The sequence below is a fragment of the Psychrobacter sp. NPDC078631 genome, assembly GCF_050268165.1.
Classification (GTDB): Bacteria; Pseudomonadota; Gammaproteobacteria; order Pseudomonadales; family Moraxellaceae; genus Psychrobacter.
This window is the reverse complement of the sequence record NZ_JBNNGG010000005.1, coordinates 59,941-79,127: the sequence shown is the minus strand read 5'-3', so window position 1 is coordinate 79,127 and position 19,187 is coordinate 59,941. Positions and strand designations below refer to the sequence as shown.

General features: G+C 43.3%; 19 protein-coding genes. 9 read left to right on the top strand and 10 right to left on the bottom strand.

Annotated features, from left to right (window positions below):
- Positions 1-9: 9 nt before the first annotated feature.
- Complete coding sequence (gene ypfJ / locus ACQKCP_RS12105) at positions 10-897, bottom strand: KPN_02809 family neutral zinc metallopeptidase (protein WP_427612479.1); 888 nt, start codon at positions 895-897, stop codon at positions 10-12.
- A 544-nt stretch (positions 898-1,441) separates the two neighbouring features.
- On the opposite strand from ypfJ, the gene ACQKCP_RS12100 reads away from it, so the two are divergent.
- Positions 1,442-1,798, top strand: a complete 357-nt coding sequence (locus ACQKCP_RS12100) for a hypothetical protein (protein ID WP_165598186.1) — start codon at positions 1,442-1,444, stop codon at positions 1,796-1,798.
- A 246-nt stretch (positions 1,799-2,044) separates the two neighbouring features.
- Here ACQKCP_RS12100 and ACQKCP_RS12095 read toward each other — a convergent pair whose 3' ends face one another.
- The 5 genes from ACQKCP_RS12095 to rpmI all read right to left on the bottom strand — a co-directional run bounded on the left by ACQKCP_RS12095 (position 2,045) and on the right by rpmI (position 7,203).
- Positions 2,045-2,344, bottom strand: a complete 300-nt coding sequence (locus ACQKCP_RS12095) for an integration host factor subunit alpha (RefSeq protein ID WP_057761935.1) — start codon at positions 2,342-2,344, stop codon at positions 2,045-2,047.
- Between the two features lie 215 nt (positions 2,345-2,559).
- Complete coding sequence (gene pheT, locus ACQKCP_RS12090) at positions 2,560-4,959, bottom strand: phenylalanine--tRNA ligase subunit beta (RefSeq protein WP_427612478.1); 2,400 nt, start codon at positions 4,957-4,959, stop codon at positions 2,560-2,562.
- Between the two features lie 187 nt (positions 4,960-5,146).
- The gene (gene pheS / locus ACQKCP_RS12085; RefSeq protein WP_201608011.1) at positions 5,147-6,202 is read right to left on the bottom strand and encodes a phenylalanine--tRNA ligase subunit alpha; all 1,056 of its coding nucleotides are present in this window, start codon (positions 6,200-6,202) and stop codon (positions 5,147-5,149) included.
- Between the two features lie 327 nt (positions 6,203-6,529).
- Entirely contained in the window at positions 6,530-6,886 is a 357-nt protein-coding gene (rplT, locus tag ACQKCP_RS12080; RefSeq protein WP_011281252.1) for a 50S ribosomal protein L20, read from the bottom strand.
- A 119-nt stretch (positions 6,887-7,005) separates the two neighbouring features.
- A complete protein-coding gene (gene rpmI / locus ACQKCP_RS12075; RefSeq protein ID WP_057761939.1) occupies positions 7,006-7,203 on the bottom strand; it encodes a 50S ribosomal protein L35 in 198 nt (65 codons plus the stop codon).
- Between the two features lie 435 nt (positions 7,204-7,638).
- Here rpmI and ACQKCP_RS12070 point away from each other — a divergent pair, with 435 nt between their 5' ends.
- From ACQKCP_RS12070 to ACQKCP_RS12040, 7 genes are all read left to right on the top strand, one after another.
- Entirely contained in the window at positions 7,639-8,082 is a 444-nt protein-coding gene (locus ACQKCP_RS12070; RefSeq protein WP_427612477.1) for a thioesterase family protein, read from the top strand.
- Positions 8,083-8,270: 188 nt separating this feature from the next.
- Complete coding sequence (gene hisI, locus ACQKCP_RS12065; protein WP_427612476.1) at positions 8,271-9,122, top strand: phosphoribosyl-AMP cyclohydrolase; 852 nt, start codon at positions 8,271-8,273, stop codon at positions 9,120-9,122.
- A gap of 205 nt (positions 9,123-9,327) precedes the next feature.
- Positions 9,328-9,567 carry a Sec-independent protein translocase subunit TatA gene (gene tatA, locus ACQKCP_RS12060; protein WP_057761945.1) on the top strand — a complete coding sequence of 80 codons (240 nt, stop codon included), beginning with the start codon at positions 9,328-9,330 and terminating at the stop codon, positions 9,565-9,567.
- A gap of 26 nt (positions 9,568-9,593) precedes the next feature.
- On the top strand, positions 9,594-10,304 hold the full coding sequence (gene tatB / locus ACQKCP_RS12055; RefSeq protein ID WP_427612475.1) for a Sec-independent protein translocase protein TatB: 711 nt from the start codon (positions 9,594-9,596) through the stop codon (positions 10,302-10,304).
- 167 nt (positions 10,305-10,471) lie between these two features.
- A complete protein-coding gene (gene tatC, locus ACQKCP_RS12050) occupies positions 10,472-11,209 on the top strand; it encodes a twin-arginine translocase subunit TatC (RefSeq protein WP_379544901.1) in 738 nt (245 codons plus the stop codon).
- A gap of 216 nt (positions 11,210-11,425) precedes the next feature.
- Positions 11,426-12,925, top strand: a complete 1,500-nt coding sequence (locus tag ACQKCP_RS12045; protein WP_179799124.1) for a UvrD-helicase domain-containing protein — start codon at positions 11,426-11,428, stop codon at positions 12,923-12,925.
- A 75-nt stretch (positions 12,926-13,000) separates the two neighbouring features.
- A complete protein-coding gene (locus ACQKCP_RS12040) occupies positions 13,001-14,035 on the top strand; it encodes a tRNA dihydrouridine synthase (protein WP_427612474.1) in 1,035 nt (344 codons plus the stop codon).
- A gap of 217 nt (positions 14,036-14,252) precedes the next feature.
- Here ACQKCP_RS12040 and ACQKCP_RS12035 read toward each other — a convergent pair whose 3' ends face one another.
- Positions 14,253-14,681, bottom strand: a complete 429-nt coding sequence (locus ACQKCP_RS12035; protein WP_427612473.1) for an MAPEG family protein — start codon at positions 14,679-14,681, stop codon at positions 14,253-14,255.
- Positions 14,682-14,692: 11 nt separating this feature from the next.
- Positions 14,693-15,106 (bottom strand): OsmC family protein, encoded by a 414-nt coding sequence (locus tag ACQKCP_RS12030; protein ID WP_341610314.1) that lies wholly within the window; start codon positions 15,104-15,106, stop codon positions 14,693-14,695.
- A gap of 475 nt (positions 15,107-15,581) precedes the next feature.
- On the opposite strand from ACQKCP_RS12030, the gene ACQKCP_RS12025 reads away from it, so the two are divergent.
- The gene (locus ACQKCP_RS12025) at positions 15,582-16,100 is read left to right on the top strand and encodes an RNA pyrophosphohydrolase (RefSeq protein WP_057761956.1); all 519 of its coding nucleotides are present in this window, start codon (positions 15,582-15,584) and stop codon (positions 16,098-16,100) included.
- Positions 16,101-16,197: 97 nt separating this feature from the next.
- Here the strand turns inward: ACQKCP_RS12025 and ACQKCP_RS12020 are convergent, their stop codons facing one another.
- Together ACQKCP_RS12020 and ACQKCP_RS12015 are read right to left on the bottom strand one after the other, a co-directional pair.
- A complete protein-coding gene (locus ACQKCP_RS12020; protein ID WP_427612472.1) occupies positions 16,198-17,031 on the bottom strand; it encodes an NRDE family protein in 834 nt (277 codons plus the stop codon).
- Positions 17,032-17,139: 108 nt separating this feature from the next.
- On the bottom strand, positions 17,140-18,792 hold the full coding sequence (locus ACQKCP_RS12015; protein ID WP_427612471.1) for a DUF4139 domain-containing protein: 1,653 nt from the start codon (positions 18,790-18,792) through the stop codon (positions 17,140-17,142).
- Between the last annotated feature and the right edge of the window lie 395 nt (positions 18,793-19,187).

The window sequence follows — 19,187 nt, the reverse complement described above, 5'->3', positions numbered from 1 at the left end:
ATATGTCCATTAAAGTGCACCGCTGAACGTATCGCAAGATTGTACATTACCGCTTTCTAGACCACGAGTGAACCATTCGACACGTTGTTGACTGGTACCATGAGTAAAGTTGTCAGGCACTACTGCACCACCGCTCGCTTTCGCTAGACGATCATCACCAATTTGACCAGCTGCATTTACCGCTTCGTCAATATCACCAGCTTCTAAAAACTGTACGCGCTCTTGATTGCGCTGTGCCCATACACCAGCAAAACAATCCGCTTGCAACTCTTGCAATACTGATAGCTTATTGGACTGTGCTTGAGTCACTTGCTGACGAGCTTCATTGACCTGTTGGCTAATGCCCAATAGCGTCTGAACATGATGACCTACCTCATGCGCTATCACGTAGGCCTGTGCGAAATCGCCAGCCTTGCCTTGGTTCTCTTCACCACCAGAGCCTTGCTGATCGCCTAAAATACCAAGATTCTGACGCATCTCTACAAAAAATGACGTATCCAAATAGACAGTCTGATCCCCTGGACAATAAAATGGACCTGTTGCAGAGCTAGCACTACCACATGCTGAGCTGACCTGACCATTAAACAAAATCAATGACGGCTCTTGATAAGTGCTACCAGCTTCGTTAAAGATTTGATGCCAGACCTCTTCTGTATCTGCTAATACAACTTTCACAAACTGCGTGTCTCGGTCTGTGCTAGTTGCAAGCTCGGTAGATGACTCACTCCCACCACCTGTGACCGCTTGACCTGTCTGTAATGCAGTCATTGGGTTTACCCCAAATACTAACCACAAGATACCAGCGATAATAATACCCCCAATACCGCCGCCAATCATCTTACCGCCACCTGTGCTAGAGCGCACATTTGAGCTACCTCGTCTACCTTGCCATTTCATATTTCTATTCCTCAAATATAGATTGATTCACTATTTCTACTAACCATTATCTCTATTAGCCACTACTTCTATTAATCATTACTGATGCTATATATTATTTGGCCAGTCAATTTACGCTATGACCTAGTCTACTATCCTAAAAGCAAGTAGAAACCTATAAAATTGCTAACTTAACTAGGATTTATGTAATATAGAACGATAATCGAATTATTTAACTTCATTTTTACTCATACAAACGGGATTAATATCGACAATTCGAGTTAAAAGACAAGAACAGAAAAAGTGCTCAATCCCTCTGATGTCATTGATTATACGTCGATTAATCTAGCTTCTTGTATTAAAAAGTATATCGAACAGACAAAGTAAAATATTATTTTAAATTTTATTGTTACTTAATTGTACAGACTATTTCTATTTACTTAGAAAACCTATAGAATGCGTGGAAGCTGAGTAGCTGTAACTAAGACTAGTTGAATTCTGAGAAATATCGGATTTCGACCTTTGTTGCTGCTACTGCTCATTTCATTTTTCCGGAGAAAACCATATGAAACTTAAATTACTTGCTCTAGCTGGTATCATGACTGCAACTATGGGCCTTACTGCCTGTGATAGCAGCAAAGAAAACGCTGCTGAAGATTTATCTGACGCGCAAGAAGAAGTGCAAGACGCTTCTGAAGAGCTAAACGAAGCTGCTGCTGAAGGCGAAATGACTGCTGATGCTGACGCTGCTGTTGCTGGCGCTGAAGCTGACATCGCTGATGCTCAAGAAGCAACTGCTACTGACGAAATGGACGCTGAAGTTCCTGTAGACGGCGACACCACTAGCGTAGACGTAGCTAGCGAAACTGATACTGCTGCTGTTGAAGCTTCTGACGAAGTAGTAGTTGAAGAAGCTCAGTAATTTATTGTTCATACAATAGATAAACTGTAGTAAAAAAAAGAGAGCCTATGCTCTCTTTTTTTATGTCTATGATTTATGATCTTAGTAGGACTCTACTTTATAGATAACCCTAATATACGATGCATGCTGCAATATCGAAATATATAGATGTACGCAAAAATAACTAAGTGCAAATACGCACTAGCATTCTTATAAACTCACGATAAAACAGACACACTATCGTTCAGCGCAGTGCCAAACTAAGTATTAGCTATCAAACAAACGCTCGTCAACCTTCTGACGAAATTTCTGTCCTGTCTTGAAAGTAACCACACGGCGCGCGGATACTGCAACAGGCTCCCCTGTTTTCGGGTTACGGCCTGGACGGCTGTTTTTATCTTTAAGCTCAAAGTTGCCAAAGCCTGAAAGCTTGACCTCTTTGCCATCAATCAAACTTTCTGACAGCTCATCAAAAAAGTTCTCCACCAGACAGCGGCCTTCTTGGCGTGTTAGGTTTAGGTGACTCATCAAATGCTCAATCATGTCAGATTTGGTTAAGGTGCTCACAGTACGACTCCTATGCTATGTCGTGATGTCGAATATCATGGTTTAGCGGTATGAGGGTTAAGGCTAGCTATTATAAAGGTTTTTTGACCGTTTTTTAACAAAGTCTTCATTAAAATCCTTTATTAATAACCACTTAACTTATTCTATGAATAGCAATGCTCCGTAGCCTCATGGTAAAAAGACTACAGAGCATTGGGTATAATACTTACTAAATGTTAGCTGTCGCGCAGCTGTACAGAATGCTGGTCAGTTAGCGCTTGTACCACTTTATCTGTGGCAGTCTTGACGGCTTCATCAGACAACGTTTGCGTACTATCTTGCCATATCAGTGCAAACGCTAGTGAGCGCTGGCCTGCTGGTACTTTGTCACCTTGATAAACATCAAATAACCAAAGATCAGTCAACATATTACCTGCTGCAGTTCGCACCGTTGTCTCTAGCGTCTGCAAACTGATGTCACTGTCTACCAAGATAGCAATATCGCGGCGTACTTGCGGGAACTTGCTTGGTGTCGTGATAGCATGCTGCTCACGTGCAATCGTCAATAGCGGTGCCAGTGACAATTGAGCGACCCAGGTAGTAGTCAGATCTAATTGCTTAGCAGTATTTGGATGCAACTGACCCAACCAACCAATATATGCATCATCGATATATAACTCAGCGCTTTGTCCTGGATGCAGGAAGCTCAGCGTGCTACGCTCGTAGCGGATACGTGCGCTATCGATTTGAGCTGGTAATAGCTGCTCAATGTCATGCTTTAGGTCATAAAAATCTAAGGCGCGGTTTTGATAAGCTTGCTCGCTCCATATATCACCAACTGCGACTAAAGCAATACTTGGCGTTTGTACTAAATCACTAATACTTTGTCCAACAAAGCTAAGACCTGTCTCGAAGAAACGTACACGTGGCTGCTGACGATTTAAGTTATATTGAACGCAAGGCAGTAGGCTCGATAGCAAGGTACGACGCATAACGGCCAAATCACTAGAGATAGGGTTTGCCAGTGCCAATACCTCCCCTAGCGCTTCGTCGTCAAGCAATGCTTCTAGTTTTGCATCACTAAAGCTAAAGCTAATCGCTTCCATATAGCCGTTGTCGACCAATGCGAGCTTCATCTCATGCGTCAAATCTGCAGTATCATCATAATCCATACTGACTTGCAAATGTGGCAGGACACTTGGAATATTGTCATAGCCATAGATACGAGCAATTTCTTCGATTAAATCCTCGCGGATACTCATATCAAAACGATAAGATGGCGGCTTGCAAATCAGTGAATCGCTTTGCTGCTCTACGTCAAAACCCAATTGGGTCAAGATACGTACCATCTCAGATGGCTCAATATCAATCCCAATGACATCACGAACTTTCGCGATTGGCAATGTAATCGGTGCGCGTGCTGGCAAATGCTCAAGGTTTTCAGCCGTGACTATTTGACCTGCTTCCCCGCCAGTGATACTGGTGATTAAATCACAAGCTCGTGCCAACGCTAATGCTGGCAATTCAAAGTCGACGCCACGCTCAAAACGCTGTGATGCGTCCGTATGTAGCCCAAAACGACGTGCGCGTGCAGCAATAGCTAGCTGATTAAAGAAAGCACTTTCTACAACGATATTGGTAGTGCTATCAGTGACACTACTACGCTGACCACCCATGATACCAGCCAGTGCCAAGGCACCTTTATCATCAGCAATTACCAGCTCATCACCGGTCAAGGTAACGGTTTGCTCATTCAGCAAAGTAATGGTTTCATCAGGCTGTGCCAAACGTACAACAATATCACCTTCGATCATGTCTGCGTCAAACGCATGTAACGGTTGACCCAACTCCATCAATACATAGTTGGTCACATCGACCAAGAAGTTGTGTGAACGTAGGCCCGACTGTACTAGCGCATCTTGCATCCATTTCGGAGTATCGATGCTACGGTCAATATTGCGAATCGACTGCAGCAGATAGCGAGGGCACGCTTCCTTTGCATCGACTGTCACGGCTGGCGTTGCAGCAGTGCCAGCAGTATTGGCCGAGATTTCTGGCATTTGTACAGGTAAGTCGTTGATGACAGATATTTCACGAGCGATACCACGTACGCTAAAGCAATCACCACGGTTTGGGGTGATTGAGATATCCAATACTTGATTATCTAAACCTAGATATTCACGAATATCTGCACCAACTGGTGCATCTTCAGGCAGCTCAAGCAAGCCATCTATATCATCAACTAAATCAATTTCAGAAGCGCCGCATAGCATGCCATTTGAGGCCACACCGCGTAGCTTACTCTTTTTGATTTTAAACCCTTTCTTATCATCGCTTGGCAATACCGCACCAACGGTAGCAACCGGCGCTTTCATACCGACGGTCACATTAGGCGCGCCGCAGACAATTTGTAGCGGCTCAGCATCACCGATATTTACTTGAGTGACACGTAATTTATCTGCATCAGGATGCTGCTCAACGCTGATGACTTCACCGACAACCACACCACTAAAAGCACGGGCAACCGCATAGCGATCATCAATCTCAAGACCTGCCATAGTCAACTGTTCGGCTAACTGTTCGCTAGTATTTGTAGGGTTTACCCACTGACGTAGCCACTGTTCGCTAATTTTCATAAATATCTCGGATCAGAATTTTATAATAAAGATGTTGGAGTAAAGCTTGGCGAATTCGCTTGCTATAGTCAATCTTATATAAATTAGATACAGCGTCGGCTCGCTCAGTCTACGATTTGTAGCACTTTCACGCGCCTTCCTTGGATCTAAATTATCTTGAACTGACTATATAGGTATAAGGAAAACTCTAGCCAAATTGCTTTAAGAAGCGCACGTCATTTTGGAAAAACAAGCGCAAGTCATCAATACCGTAATACAGCATCGCAAAGCGCTCGATACCCATACCAAAAGCAAAGCCAGTGTATTTGTCGCTATCGATACCGCAATTGGTCAATACTTGTGGATGTACCATACCGCAGCCCATCACTTCAAGCCACTTGCCATTATCATCTAAGATATCCACTTCTGCAGACGGCTCAGTGAATGGGAAAAACGACGGACGGAAACGTACGGTCAGCTCTTTGGCAAAGAACGCTTCTAGAAACTCACTAATCAAACCTTTTAGCTCAGCAAAAGTACTCGACTCGGTGACCATAAGGCCTTCTAGCTGATGGAACATCGGCGAATGAGTTTGGTCTGAGTCGTTACGATAAACACGACCTGGGCAAATAATGCGAATCGGCGGCTCATTTTTTTCCATGGTACGAATCTGGACAGGACTGGTATGCGTACGCAATAGATAATGCGCATCAAAATAAAAGGTATCATGCATCGCGCGCGCAGGATGGTGCGACGGGATATTCAACGCTTCAAAATTATAGTAGTCGCTCTCAACTTCGGGGCCAGTTGCGACATTGAAACCCGCTTGAATAAAATACTGCTGCATACGCTGAGTAATCATAGTTACTGGATGCAGATGACCTTTTTGACCACCGCGAGCAGGCAAAGTGATATCGATGCTCTCACTTTCTAGCTTGGCATTGAGCGCGGCGACCTCTAGTTGCTGCTGCTGATCGGTTAATGCTTGCTGAATGCGGCTACGTACTTGATGCAACCAGCCGCCATAAGTTTTCTTATCATCAGCATCGAGCTTGCCCATCTGCTTTGACCAGCCCGTTAACGGACTCTTTTTACCAGTCAACTGCACACGCAAATCTTGCAGTGTACGCGCATCAGTTACTTGTAGGATTAGGGCTTCAGCAGCATTTGCAAATTCGGTAAGCTGAGCTTCGTTGAGCTCATTGAGCTCTGAAGACAAGGTCGGTAGCGCCGACAAGTCGTTGGTGGCAGCAGGGTTAGTCATAAGACGCATTATTCCTGATTTGAACGGACTATTAATTGTAGGGATTTGACCAAATATTGCAAACCATTTATCCAGCTATGTTTATATATAAAGTTCATATAAAGGCTGGTTATAAGAATGGCTTGAATATTTAGACGATGATAAGCGTATTTTTGCTCGACAAAGTTCAATATAGAGCACGCTTAAAATAATTTAATATAAAAAAAGCCACCGACCAGCGGTAGCTTTTATTAATATCATACTATTAATCAATATTAGTCCTATCCATTTAGACAATTGCTCATAAATAATTATTTAAAAGCATCATACCTAAAGGACGGTTAATATTTAGGCCAATTCCGCTTTTGCTTTTTCGACCAATGCTGTGAAAGTCGCTGCATCATGCATAGCGATGTCTGCTAGAACGCGACGATCGATTGCGATGTTTGCTTTTTTCATGCCATTGATGAAGCGGCTATAGCTTAAGCCGTTTAAGCGTGCACCAGCATTGATACGTGCGATCCAAAGACGACGGAAAGTACGTTTCTTGTTGCGACGGTCACGATAAGCATATTGACCAGCTTTGGTCACTGCCTGTACCGCTACGCGGTAAACACGTGAACGGGCGCCGTAGTAGCCTTTTGCGCGCTTTAAGATTTTTTTGTGACGGCGATTTGCCTGTACACCACGTTTTACACGGGCCATAATTTACTCCAAGATTTTTTAATCACTGTTAAGCGAGTGATGATGCCGTTAAATAACAAACATCATTGTCAGATTGCAAAGTCAAATATTTTCAATCAAAGATAGATGACGGTAGGCTATTAAATGTATGGGCACATACGACGAACTGCTGCTTCGTCAGACTTGTGCACCAACTTAAGACCACGCAATTGGCGAATACGCTTAGCTGATTTCTTGGTCAAAATATGGCTTTTGAATGCTTGCTTACGCTTGAAGCCATTCGCTGTTTTTTTGAAGCGTTTAGCTGCGCCGCTTCTGGTTTTCATCTTAACTTTCATGATGATTTGCCTCTTTTTCTGTTTTAGAACCTGGTCGTCAAATAGTCATACTGAATAATCGTTATATAAATAACCACTAAACCTCTATTTGCCTCGAGGTGGGAGGCGCTATTTTAGCAGATAGTGCCTTGTTTTGCCAAGTAAAGTTTTGGCGAGGTTTTAGTAGACAGTATAGACAAGTAATCAGCATCAAATAAGCGATAGCAGCTCTCTTAAAAGCCTTAATAAAGCAGCTGATTTTTATCCAAATAGATTGAATGTCAGCCTAAGCTGTGCTTAAGTAGAGACTGAGCTATATCTTTATATAAATACTATTAAAACCCGCTTTTTCATCATGAATATTTAGGCTGGAATGTATAGCTACAACGATAACAGTGCTGCTGACTTACGGCATGATAAATAGAATAATCTTTGGCCATCACTCTAGGAGACAGTGTGTCAAAACAAGAGTTAGTATTCGACGACGACTTGTTTGTTTTTGAGACAGTGATGCGTGTACGTCATACGGAAGCCGACGCAGGACAGCATATGACGGTAGAATCTCTAACAGCGCTATTGTCCGAAGCACGGCTAAGATTTCTATACGCTAAAGGTGTCAAAGAAATCAATGCAGACTATCAAGGCTTGATTATTGATAAATTGCAGCTAGATATAGTAAGCCGTATCCGCGTACGAGAAGAGCTGTTATTTGAAGTTGGTGTCGAGCCAATATATGATAATGGCGGTAATATAATCCTAAAGGTCACGCGAATGCATACGGGCGAGATAGTAGCAAAAGCGCGCCAGCATTTTAGAGGTTACGACTTTAACCTCAATAAAGTGACCAAGCTTGATAATACGATCAAAGAAGCGCTGTATCCGCATTTATTTAGACTGTAGAATCGCTTGTTATAAATAGCATGCTGTCATTTAGCATACTTGCATTTTATAGTGCATTTAGTTGACATCATATTGCTAGCTGTCAGCATCTTGCAAAGCATTTCAGATAATCTCCCCGCTTGAATCATAAGTAGTATAATTGCTTATCACTCTTTTCCACTTTCTACCTATAAGACGACAAATACATTATGACTTTACCTGCTTGGCTGACTGCCGTAACTTTTAATGATGATGGTTTGATTCCTGCAATTGCTCAAGATCATCAAACAGGTCGTATTTTGATGATGGCGTGGATGAATGCAGAAGCATTGCAGCTCACTGCACAAACACAGACAGCGGTTTATTTTTCGCGCTCGCGTGCCAAGCTGTGGCATAAAGGTGAGTCATCAGGTCATACGCAAACTGTGCATGATATTCGTCTAGACTGTGATGCAGATGTGATTGTGCTTAGTGTCACTCAGGCTGGCGGCATTGCTTGCCATACGGGACGTGAATCTTGCTTTTATCAGCGTTTGGATTTATCAGGTCAAACGCCTGAATGGCAAACTGTCGATAAAGTATTGAAAGACCCTGCAGATATTTATCATTCTCATGAATCTACTAGCCACACTCATGAAACGGAAAACACTGGCGCGAATACTGATATGTCTCAATCACAATCTGATATTGCTCAAGCACAAATCGATAGAGCCTCTGTATTACAGCAGCTTGATAGCGTATTAGCAGAGCGCAAACAAGCCGATGCCGACAGCTCTTATGTGGCCAGTCTGTATGCTAAAGGATTAAATAAAATATTAGAAAAAGTCGGTGAAGAGAGTACAGAAAGTATCATCGCTGCCAAAGATTTTGCTAACTGCGATGAGAGTATAGATAAAGCAGGCTATGATGAAGCGCGTCATGAGCTAATCTATGAAGTCGCAGATGTCTGGTTCCATACCTTGGTTGGGCTAGCATGGTTTGATATAGAGTCGGATGCCGTGTTAAACGAGCTAGGCAGACGTTTTGGGTTGTCCGGTATCGATGAAAAAGCCGCTAGATAAGCCTAAATAAAAAATAAACGTCTATTTTATTGGATTATTGTTGCTTTCACCTATTTGTAATAAGTGCAGGTTATAATATAGCTCTGTTTTATCTCGCATTATATGTCGATGCTTTTTGTTTGATAGATAGACCTTTTTGCAAACTAAAAGCAGGCATGTAAAGACTGAAAACCAAGTCACAAAACCAGGTCACAAGGATACCATTATGGGTAGTTTTTCTATTACACATTGGCTGATACTATTGGTCGTTGTCGTTGTCGTGTTTGGCACCTCAAAACTCAGAAATGCTGGTAAAGATTTGGGCGGTGCTGTGAAAGGCTTTAAAGAAGCTGTTAAAGATGAAAATACAGAGCATGCCAAAAAACACGCGGTTCTTGACCACGATGCGACGGCACACACTGAAGAGCGCTCAACCACCAAGGTTGATGATAAGCATAACGTATAGCATCTAAACAGTGACATCGGACCATTATGTTTGATATCGGGTTTTCTGAACTACTTCTCTTTGGCGTTATCGCCCTAATCGTACTGGGCCCAGAAAAACTGCCACAGGCAGCGCGCACGGCTGGGCAATGGTACGCCAAAATTCGCCGCACAGTCTCAACATTGCAATCTGAAATAGAGGCTGAGCTTGACTTGGCTGAGACACGTCAGCAAATGCAAAAAGAGCTTGCCAAAATTCGCCAGACCGAAGCCGAAATGAGGCGAGAGATGGCTGAAATGCGCGGCAATATGAAAGCTTTTGAAAGCTCACATAGTCCTGCTTCGATAGCTTCTGAAACCGCTACGAATGCTGAAAATAGCAGAGGCGACGAAGCTCATGAAAATAACCGCACACAAAAGCAGCAACCAGCCACGCCAAAAGCATTCGACTATGCTTATGCCACTGACAAGCAGCCAGATACATTGGAAAATGGCCGATTATCGAAAGGCGGTCACAGCGGTGACAATATAAATGATCCAAATGTAGATGATGCAAATGTGAGTGACAACGCTAAAGCAGTACCAGTTGTTCAGACCATCACTACCCGACCGTGGGAAAACATGTGGTTTCAACTTGGCGCTTATGATAAAGCACGTCGGCTCCCAATGCCGCCATATGTGCCAAACTATAAAGCTGATGCCCTACTCAACAGTCCTGCCAATATGCAGACTTCTGACCATAAGCAGGAGACTGATTGATGCCATTATTCAAGCGCAAAAAAAGTCGTCAAGAGAAAATCGCCGTTACTGACCAAAATGTCATTGATCAAGAAGCTATTGGTCAAAACACCCTTAGGCAAGATGCTACAGCAACCAATACCATTCAAGATAAAAAATCAGATGACGTCTTAAGCCCTTTGGCTGATATGCCTATTACCGAGCATTTGATTGAGCTACGTCGGCATTTGATCAAAATATGTGTGGCGGTACTGATAATATTTTTAGGTTTGGTCGGTTATTCGCGCGAGCTATATAACTTGTTGTCTGACCCATTGGTGGCGCAATTGCCTGCCAACTCGACCATGATTGCCACTGATATCACCTCGAACTTTATGGCGCCGATACGTCTGACCGTATTCGTAGCCGCGTTTTTGGCGATGCCCTACATTCTTTATCAAATTTGGTCATTTGTAGCGCCCGGTCTGTATAAAAAAGAAAAGAAAATCGCTATTCCAGTGCTGCTATCCTCTATATTTTTATTCTATGCTGGTGTGGCTTTTTCTTACTTTATTGTGCTCAAAGGGGTCTTAAAGTTCTTCATTATGTTTGCTCCGCAAAACGTACTACCCATGACGGATATCGACAGCTATCTCAGTTTTGCCTTAAAATTATTTATGGTATTTGGCTTAACCTTTGAGATTCCAGTTGTCACTTTGCTATTGATATTGGCAGGTATTGTCTCCATTCAGAGCTTAGAAGAGAAACGTCGTTATATCATTGTGGGCTGTTTTGCTGTAGCTGCCGTTGTTACGCCGCCCGATGGCGTATCGATGCTCATGCTAGCGATTCCGATGTGGTTATTGTTTGAGCTTGGTTTGTTTTTGGCAAAGATTTTAATCAAAGAAGAGCCCAGTCCTACTCTCGTATCGACAGACAAAGAATAAAACACTTATCAGTCTAATCCAGACTAAAATAAAGTTATTGATTACATATAGCTATGCGTTAAACTACCATTACACCGTTTTATTCTTGCCTCATTAGTAAGCTGATTGCTTACTATCACGTTTTAGCATCACCATCATCTATAAGCCATTGTTTACCCAGTGGCTTTTTTTGCCCCTTTTGTTTTTAATCAATTTTTGTATTTAGGTAGCTTTATTATGTCCGCATCTATGCCAGCTTATATGAGCGATCCCACTGACGAGCAGCTGAGCGCGCTGAATATGGCGATGGATCACAAGTCGTTTAAAGTGGTCGCTTATGCGGGCGCCGGTAAGACAACGACGCTCAAGCTGATTGGTGAGCGCCTACGCGGACGCGGACTATATCTGGCCTTTAACAAAGCGATTGCCAATGATGCTCGTTCAAAGTTTCCGCCGCATGTAGAGTGTCGTACTTTTCACTCATTAGCTTATCGTCATGTTGCTCGTGATATTACCGCCAAGCTATCTTTGCCACGATTTTCACCTAAGCGTCTCGGTGATGATTTGGGACTACAGCCTGTACAAGTGCGTCGGCAAATGGATGGGATTAATAAATATATTACGCTGACGCCCGCACGATTGTCTCGATTCGTCAGCGATGCAGTAAGTAATTTTTGCAGCACGCATGCCAGCTACCCTGCGCCAAGGCACATACTGTTCCCAAGCTGGCTCGATGACTCAGATGCAGAGCAGCTACGCGAAATGCTCTACCCTGCTGTTGAGCAGCGCTGGTTACAGTCGATTGATGCGCGTCACCCTGCTGGTATTGGCCATGATATTTATCTTAAGCTTTGGGCATTGTCTAAGCCCAGTATTCCAGCGGACTTTATCTTATTCGATGAAGCACAGGATGCGGATCCATTGATGATGGGTATCTTGACCCAGCAGTCGAGACAAGTCATCTATGTGGGCGATGCGCATCAGCAGATTTATGAGTGGCGCGGCGCGGTCAATGCGATGAAAAAGCTGCCATTACCGCAGACATTATTGACGCAATCTTTCAGATTCGGTGAGCCGATTGCAGAAGTGGCCAATACCCTATTAAAAGCATTACAAGAGGACGTACCGCTAAAAGGCAATCCGAATAAGCAGTCCTCTACCGATAAGGGCATGGTACATAGTAAGAAAGATGCTATTTTGTGCCGTACCAATGCCGCTGCCATGTCGCAGCTGTTGACAGGTTTAAAGCACGGGCATCGCGTGGCGCTACAAGCGGATACCGATCGTATGCTCAAATTCTGCCAAGCAGCCGAAAATTTAAAAAATGGTAAATCGGCTTACGGTGTACCTGAGCTGGCGTATTTTTATAATTGGGGTGATGTGCAAGAGTACGCTGAGACCAACGAGGGTAGCGACCTCAAAACACTGGTCAAACTGGTTGATGACCACGGTACCAACGTCTTGAGCCAAGCGGTCAATAGTCTGACCAGTATCGAAAATGCTGATTATGTCATCTCTACCGCTCATAAAGCCAAAGGGCTCGAATGGGGAAAAGTACAGTTAGATGATGATTTTTACTACGATGTGACCACCAATGCGGTTAAGATCAGTCCAGAAGAGCTGCGTTTGCTCTACGTTGCTTGCACGCGTGCGCAAAGCAATTTGGATATTCATAATATTAAAGACTTGATATCAGGATTGCAGACGGGCAAAAAAGTGATTTTTGGCAATACTTAATTGTCCTACACCTCTGTCAGCCTCAAGTTTTATTCAATCTCTCTTATAACGACCCTTTAGCAGTGAATCACCAGCATGAATAATAGCCAGCAACTTCAAACGTGTCAAAATACTATTAATCAGTTATTTGCAGCCCCCGTGCGTTTGCTCGCGCCTATGGAAGGCTTGACCGATCCATTAATGCGCCAAATCTTAACGCAAATTGCGACAGATTTGGGTCGTCCTTATGATTGGTCGGTCAGTGAGTTTATTCGCATCACTCAGCACGTCTTACCTGCGCATGTGTTTTATAAATATGTGCCTGAGCTACATCATGATGCCAAAACGGCTTCTGGTACGCCCATTCATGTACAGATTTTGGGTAGCGAAGCGCAGCTGATGGCAGAAAATGCCGCGTACGCTTGTGAGCTTGGTGCGCCTGCTATCGATATCAATTTTGGCTGTCCGGCAAAAACGGTCAACAGCCATCGTGGTGGTTCTGTATTGTTGGATGAACCTGAAACCATGTATCAAATTATCAGTGCCGTACGCCAAGCCGTTCCCGCCCATATACCAGTATCAGCTAAGATTCGTCTGGGCTATACCGACACTAGCCGAATGGATGATATTCGCGGCGCGATTGCTTCTAGCGGCGCTGATTGGCTCACCATCCATGCACGTACCAAAACCCAAGGCTATAAGCCACCTGCCTATTGGGATAAAATTCAAAGTTTTAATGCGCTCGATATTCCAGTCATTGCCAATGGAGAAATTTGGAACTTTGAGCATGCGCAGAACTGTATGACACAAGCAGGTACACAGCACTTAATGTTAGGTCGCGGTGCAGTAACACGTCCTGATTTAGTGGCACAGTTTGATAATGATACTGAAAACAGTGCTGACAACGGAGATAATACGGCTACATTATTATGGCAAGATTTGATTGCCCATCAGATTAAGTTTTTGGAAGGTGAGGCAAAGAACGATGTTGTGTTAGTCGGTCGATATAAGCAATGGTTAGGAATGCTTACCAAAGGTTATGTTGAGGCGCAGACAGTGTGGGAAGGTATCAAACGAGAAAAAAATAAAGCGGTGATTATTAGCGCACTACAAGCAAGCGTACGAGATTAATCACTTGCTTGTATTTGAGCATTTTGGCAGTTACGGGTAGTTTTACTAGGGTGTGTCCTCATTTCAAAAATGGAGATAAAAATGAGATAAATTGCCGTCAAACGAGAAAAATAGCGTAGATAGTATCGAGATACGAGCAAGCGGTTTGACGCTGTTTGGCAAAATTGAGCCATTTTTAATCCGTTTAGTTAACTGTCGTTTGAATTGAGGACATGCCCTAGACGCTGACTCGTATCGCTAAATAAAATAGCATCAGACAGCAGGCCATTGATAATACCCAGAGGATAGAGCGGAACATTGCCAAATTAGTAATATACGCCACACAAAAACCAATTCGTATCATCACATACAGCCAAGCCAGTACGTTAATAATCGACTGCGGTACAAAGAACAGCATAGCTACCAATACTGCTGCCAAAAATACTGGCAAGGTTTCATAGCTGTTTTGTTGTGCTGCATTAGCACGTGCTGCCACGCCTGTCGCATTTTGAAAAAATTCGCGAGGATGTGCATTATTTCTGATTCTAAAGCCACCAGATACTTTTGCAACGATTGACACCGCCCATGGCAGTAGACTTGCTACCACCATGGCTAAAATGGCAGACGCCACTTTATCAGTTACCAACTCAAAAAATGCACTTATCATTATATAAGTCCCTAGCCTGCAACCACTTCGAAATCATGGGTGATATTGACCCCACCTGCTACTAACATACGGCTGGCAGAACAGTATTTTTCTGCTGATAACTGGATGGCTTTTTCGACTTGTTTTTCTTTGACCTCTTGACCAGTGACAACGAAATGCATATGAATATCAGTATAGACCGCTGGTACAGTTTCAGCGCGCTGGGCGGTTAGCTCACAACGTACATCCGTCACTGCTTGGCGTGATTTCTGTAAAATCTCTACGACATCATAACTGGCGCAACCACCTAGTCCTAACAAAATGAGCTCCATTGGGCTTGAGCCTTTTTCTTTATCAGCATCGATTTGTACATTATGTCCTGATGGTGACACACCCATAAAGGCTTTATTCTCTTGCCATATGACGCTTGCTTTTGATTCTGACATTATAGATGTTCCTTATTTTAAATGGCGTATTGCCTATTATTATTGTGTAGATGATAGATTGCCTAGCTAGTGTAGCATAAGCCAAAGCAAGATTTTATAGGCTCATTGTTTTGCTGCTAGCTCACTAGTGAAATCTGTGCTTTTATCACTTTATACATATCAAAATAGTGGAGTTCGATAGTTTACTGAATAATCGTATGTCCATATGCCTATTACTACCCTTCAACACTTGCCTAAAAATGCCATATAAAAACCTACAAAAGTTTGTTTATAAGTAGTTGATTTTGAAAGGTAAAACTCGTGAAACATTTTATAGCAAAATACTGTTACACATTTTGCTTGTTTCTTGGTTTAATAACGGTAATGAATCTTGTTTTGAGCGAATATCGATAACAATCACCTTATAATAATTACGATTGCTGTCACGGTTTCAAGTCAAAACAAGCTATTTTTAAACAAATTAAAAGGTTTAGTCATGATAGATGCAGACGGCTTTCGCGCCAACGTCGGCATCATCTTGGCAAATACACAAGGGCAGGTTCTGTGGGCAAAACGTATTGGTCACAACGCTTGGCAATTTCCGCAGGGTGGTATCGACCGCGGGGAGACACCGATGGATGCAATGTATCGCGAGCTCTGGGAAGAGGTCGGCTTACATCCGCGTCACGTAGACTTATTGGCAGTCACGCAAGACTGGTTGCGCTATCGTTTGCCAAAACGTTATGTACGTCATGGTCAGCATCCCTTATGTATTGGGCAAAAACAAAAATGGTTTTTGCTACGCTTAGATGAGCCAAATACTCAACATATCCGCTTTGATGAAGGGAAACCTGAATTTGACCATTGGCAATGGGTCAGCTACTGGTATCCACTCGGACAAGTGATTCACTTTAAACGAGGCGTTTATCGTCGTGCCTTACAAGAATTGGTACGCGAACTCCCCCTAAAGCAAGAGCTGATCATTCCTGAGCAAAATAATCATCTGCTTATGTAATGAATCACTTAATAGTACGATGCAAAACACCCACGATAGTAGCTAGAATGTTAGCAATTACCGTGGGTGTTTTTTTATTATCTACTAACAGTCATTGTTAGTGATTACGATTATGATTGCCAAACTCACGGCTAATAATATTAGCCATATAGTTTGCTCCCGTATCTCTCTCTTTGCGCAACGTTAAGATGCTTTGAGTGCGGGTACCATAAGTAGGTTTGCTAGTTTCAGTATCGCCAAAAGCGACGGGTTCAATATAAACAGACGATAACATCTGCTCTACTTCAAATGCCACGCCAGTAATAGGCAGTTTGTCTTCTGGTGCTTTGATACTATCTGACAAGACATTAAAAGCCGCCGCTTGCCAGTACGCAGGCGAGCTATCCTCTGCAATCAATGGCAGTACTTCTTGACGTAGTCGCCCGCGCAACCGCTCTGTCTTAAACCAGCTGTCCTCTGGTTGTCCATTAGAGATAACATGTAGACCTGAATACAATGGCGTGGGTGCATGACCACGATTATTGACGATCACAGCTTGCGCAGCGTCACCAATGATCAGATTAAAGCCCGCATAATCCTGCAAATCAATCTGCCGTGCAAAATTCATTGGACTTAGAGTTCCTGTCAAGAACTCAGTGACCAGTGCACCGCGTGAGCGCTCATCACTGCTGGCCTGCACACCATCACGGAAATTTAATACTGCAGCCCAACGACCATTTTGATGATGGTATTCTGGCTCCTGAGCTTGTGACACTTGCTGATGAATGCCTAACCACGTACCACCGCTTTGCTTATCGCGTCCAGCATAGATAGGTTGGTCAGACCACTGGTGGAGCGGCTCAGTTGGGCGCTGCAAAAACTCATCACGGTTAGACAGTAATACCAGTGGTAACTCATCAAATAATTGCCAAGCAATAGCGACAATACACATAGCTTTCCTTTTATAATAATTTTCGTTATGCGGGTAATTCTTAATAGAGGCAAAAATACTATTTCAAGCTTTACCTATTAATAAGGTAGCACTTACAGGCAGTACTTATTAATTGCCAGTCAATAATTTATTGGCAGGATAACTAATTTGGGAGGTTGAACGTATTACTTGTGATTGCTTACTTGGTAAGTCAAATTCCCACGCTACCATGCCTTGATTGTCATTCCAATCTCGCTCAGTTACAGGCGGCGTATGCGTCACCACAACTTTTAAACTATCGTCACGACTGATAGGTTCACTGCCCAGTACTTGCAAGCGTACGCTACGATTGTGCTGATTGGTAAATTGATATGCTTTGGTGGTCGTCAGTGTTTGCGTACGGTTTAACACACCTTTTTCACCTTGCTTATCTTCATTAGTCAGCTCTTTTACGAGCATATTTGAGTCACGACCAAATCCAATCCCCTGCTCTTTTAGCACTTGATAATTATAACGCGACTGACCCACATAATTGTCATCACGGTACAGCTGTAGCGAACCATCGACCCAGTCCGGCGTCAAAAACGGCGCTGACGCATACCAGTAGGCAGCAGTCTCAACACTTGGCGTACTGCGCATCCAGAGCTTACTATTACCTGTCTGCTCGCCAATCACTGTGCGTACCCGTCTCCCGTCACTCGGAATACTGACCAACTGCGGTAAACGATATTCGATAATGCCATTTTTGTTTTGGCTACTGACCGTGAAACTAGGTAGCGGTGCCATAGCTGCCCCTGCTCCTTTGTTATAAGCAGGCTCTTCCATCATAACAGGGGACGCATCCATCATAGGTAGCTCACGTCTTACTCGAGCATCTTCGCTCTCTTCATACAATGATAGACGTTGTACATACGGCAGTTGCCCCGTCGTACTTTGATTGGGATTAACGGTGCTGAGTGTCAGTGGTACGTTTGTCCAGTTCTCGCCAGTTTGCTGAGCGATAATCGCAGAAGCTGTGATACTTAACTGCTCACTGTTTGTGTTTAGTCGAGCTTGATACGCAGGTTCCCAACCTGCACCTTGCATTTGATAATGCAACTTAACGCTGCTTGGCGAGCGGCTTGCCGTACGTACACTCACCTGTGTCACCTTGTTAAAGGTCGATGTCGCGCTGCCTGCCATCAGTTGATTCAGTGCGTTTTGGGCACGCGATTGTCGCTGTTGAATCTCTAGAATTCTTTGGTTAATACTGGTCGCTTGAGTTTCTATATCGCGGGCATTATTGGCAATCGTATTGTCTGTATTGACTTGCGTGGCTTTGGTCAAATTCTGCAAGTAGGCCTTTGCTAACCGTGCCGCTTCTAATTCAGCATTGATATTGGCTAAGGTATTTTGCTGCGTCTGTAACTTGGCATCACCTTGATACTGGCATTGGGCTGCCTGCTCACCTGTCAGCTCTTCGATACTGACTTCCCCAACTCTAACATTACTCGTCGCTTGTACACTTAGACTTTCTTTATCCATATAAGGTGACAAGCACGAAAACACCACCGTTTGCTCACCGCTACCTTTGATTGGCAATGCGCGCGTCACACTCGCCAATCCCTGATAAATGGTCACTTGCTCGACACTACTGGTGGCCGCTTGTGCCGAAGACAATCCCAAGATGCCACTACTACTAAGTACAAATGGCAGGATAGCAAATCTAGTCATTTGGTTAAGTGGCGATAATACGCTGCCATGGTCTGTTGAGACAGGCGAATCCGTTAATTTTGCGTTCATATATCATTCCTTAGCAGTAAAATCCATCATGGCAGCCATGCATTGGCTCAACGCGCAAAATAGTAACTATCTTAGAGATATTACCGTAGCCGTTTTACAAGTCTTTGGCAATAAATGCTTTTCGCAGACAGCATTCTTAGTAAAAAGCGCCTTTATCGATAAATCTCTTCATATGGTAGCTCTTCAATTTTAAAAATTTGGTTTTTAACATTGCACCATTTTTTGTTCATCTCCCCTTTATGGTGCAATTTATTAACCATCCTGCACTAAATTAATGAATATATTAATCAAAACTTATTTATTGCTCAATTATTACTCGATTATTGGCTTTTTTAACTTGGCACGGAACTTGAACTCTTAATAGGTGTTCAGGAACATTATTTTACCTTTTGTAT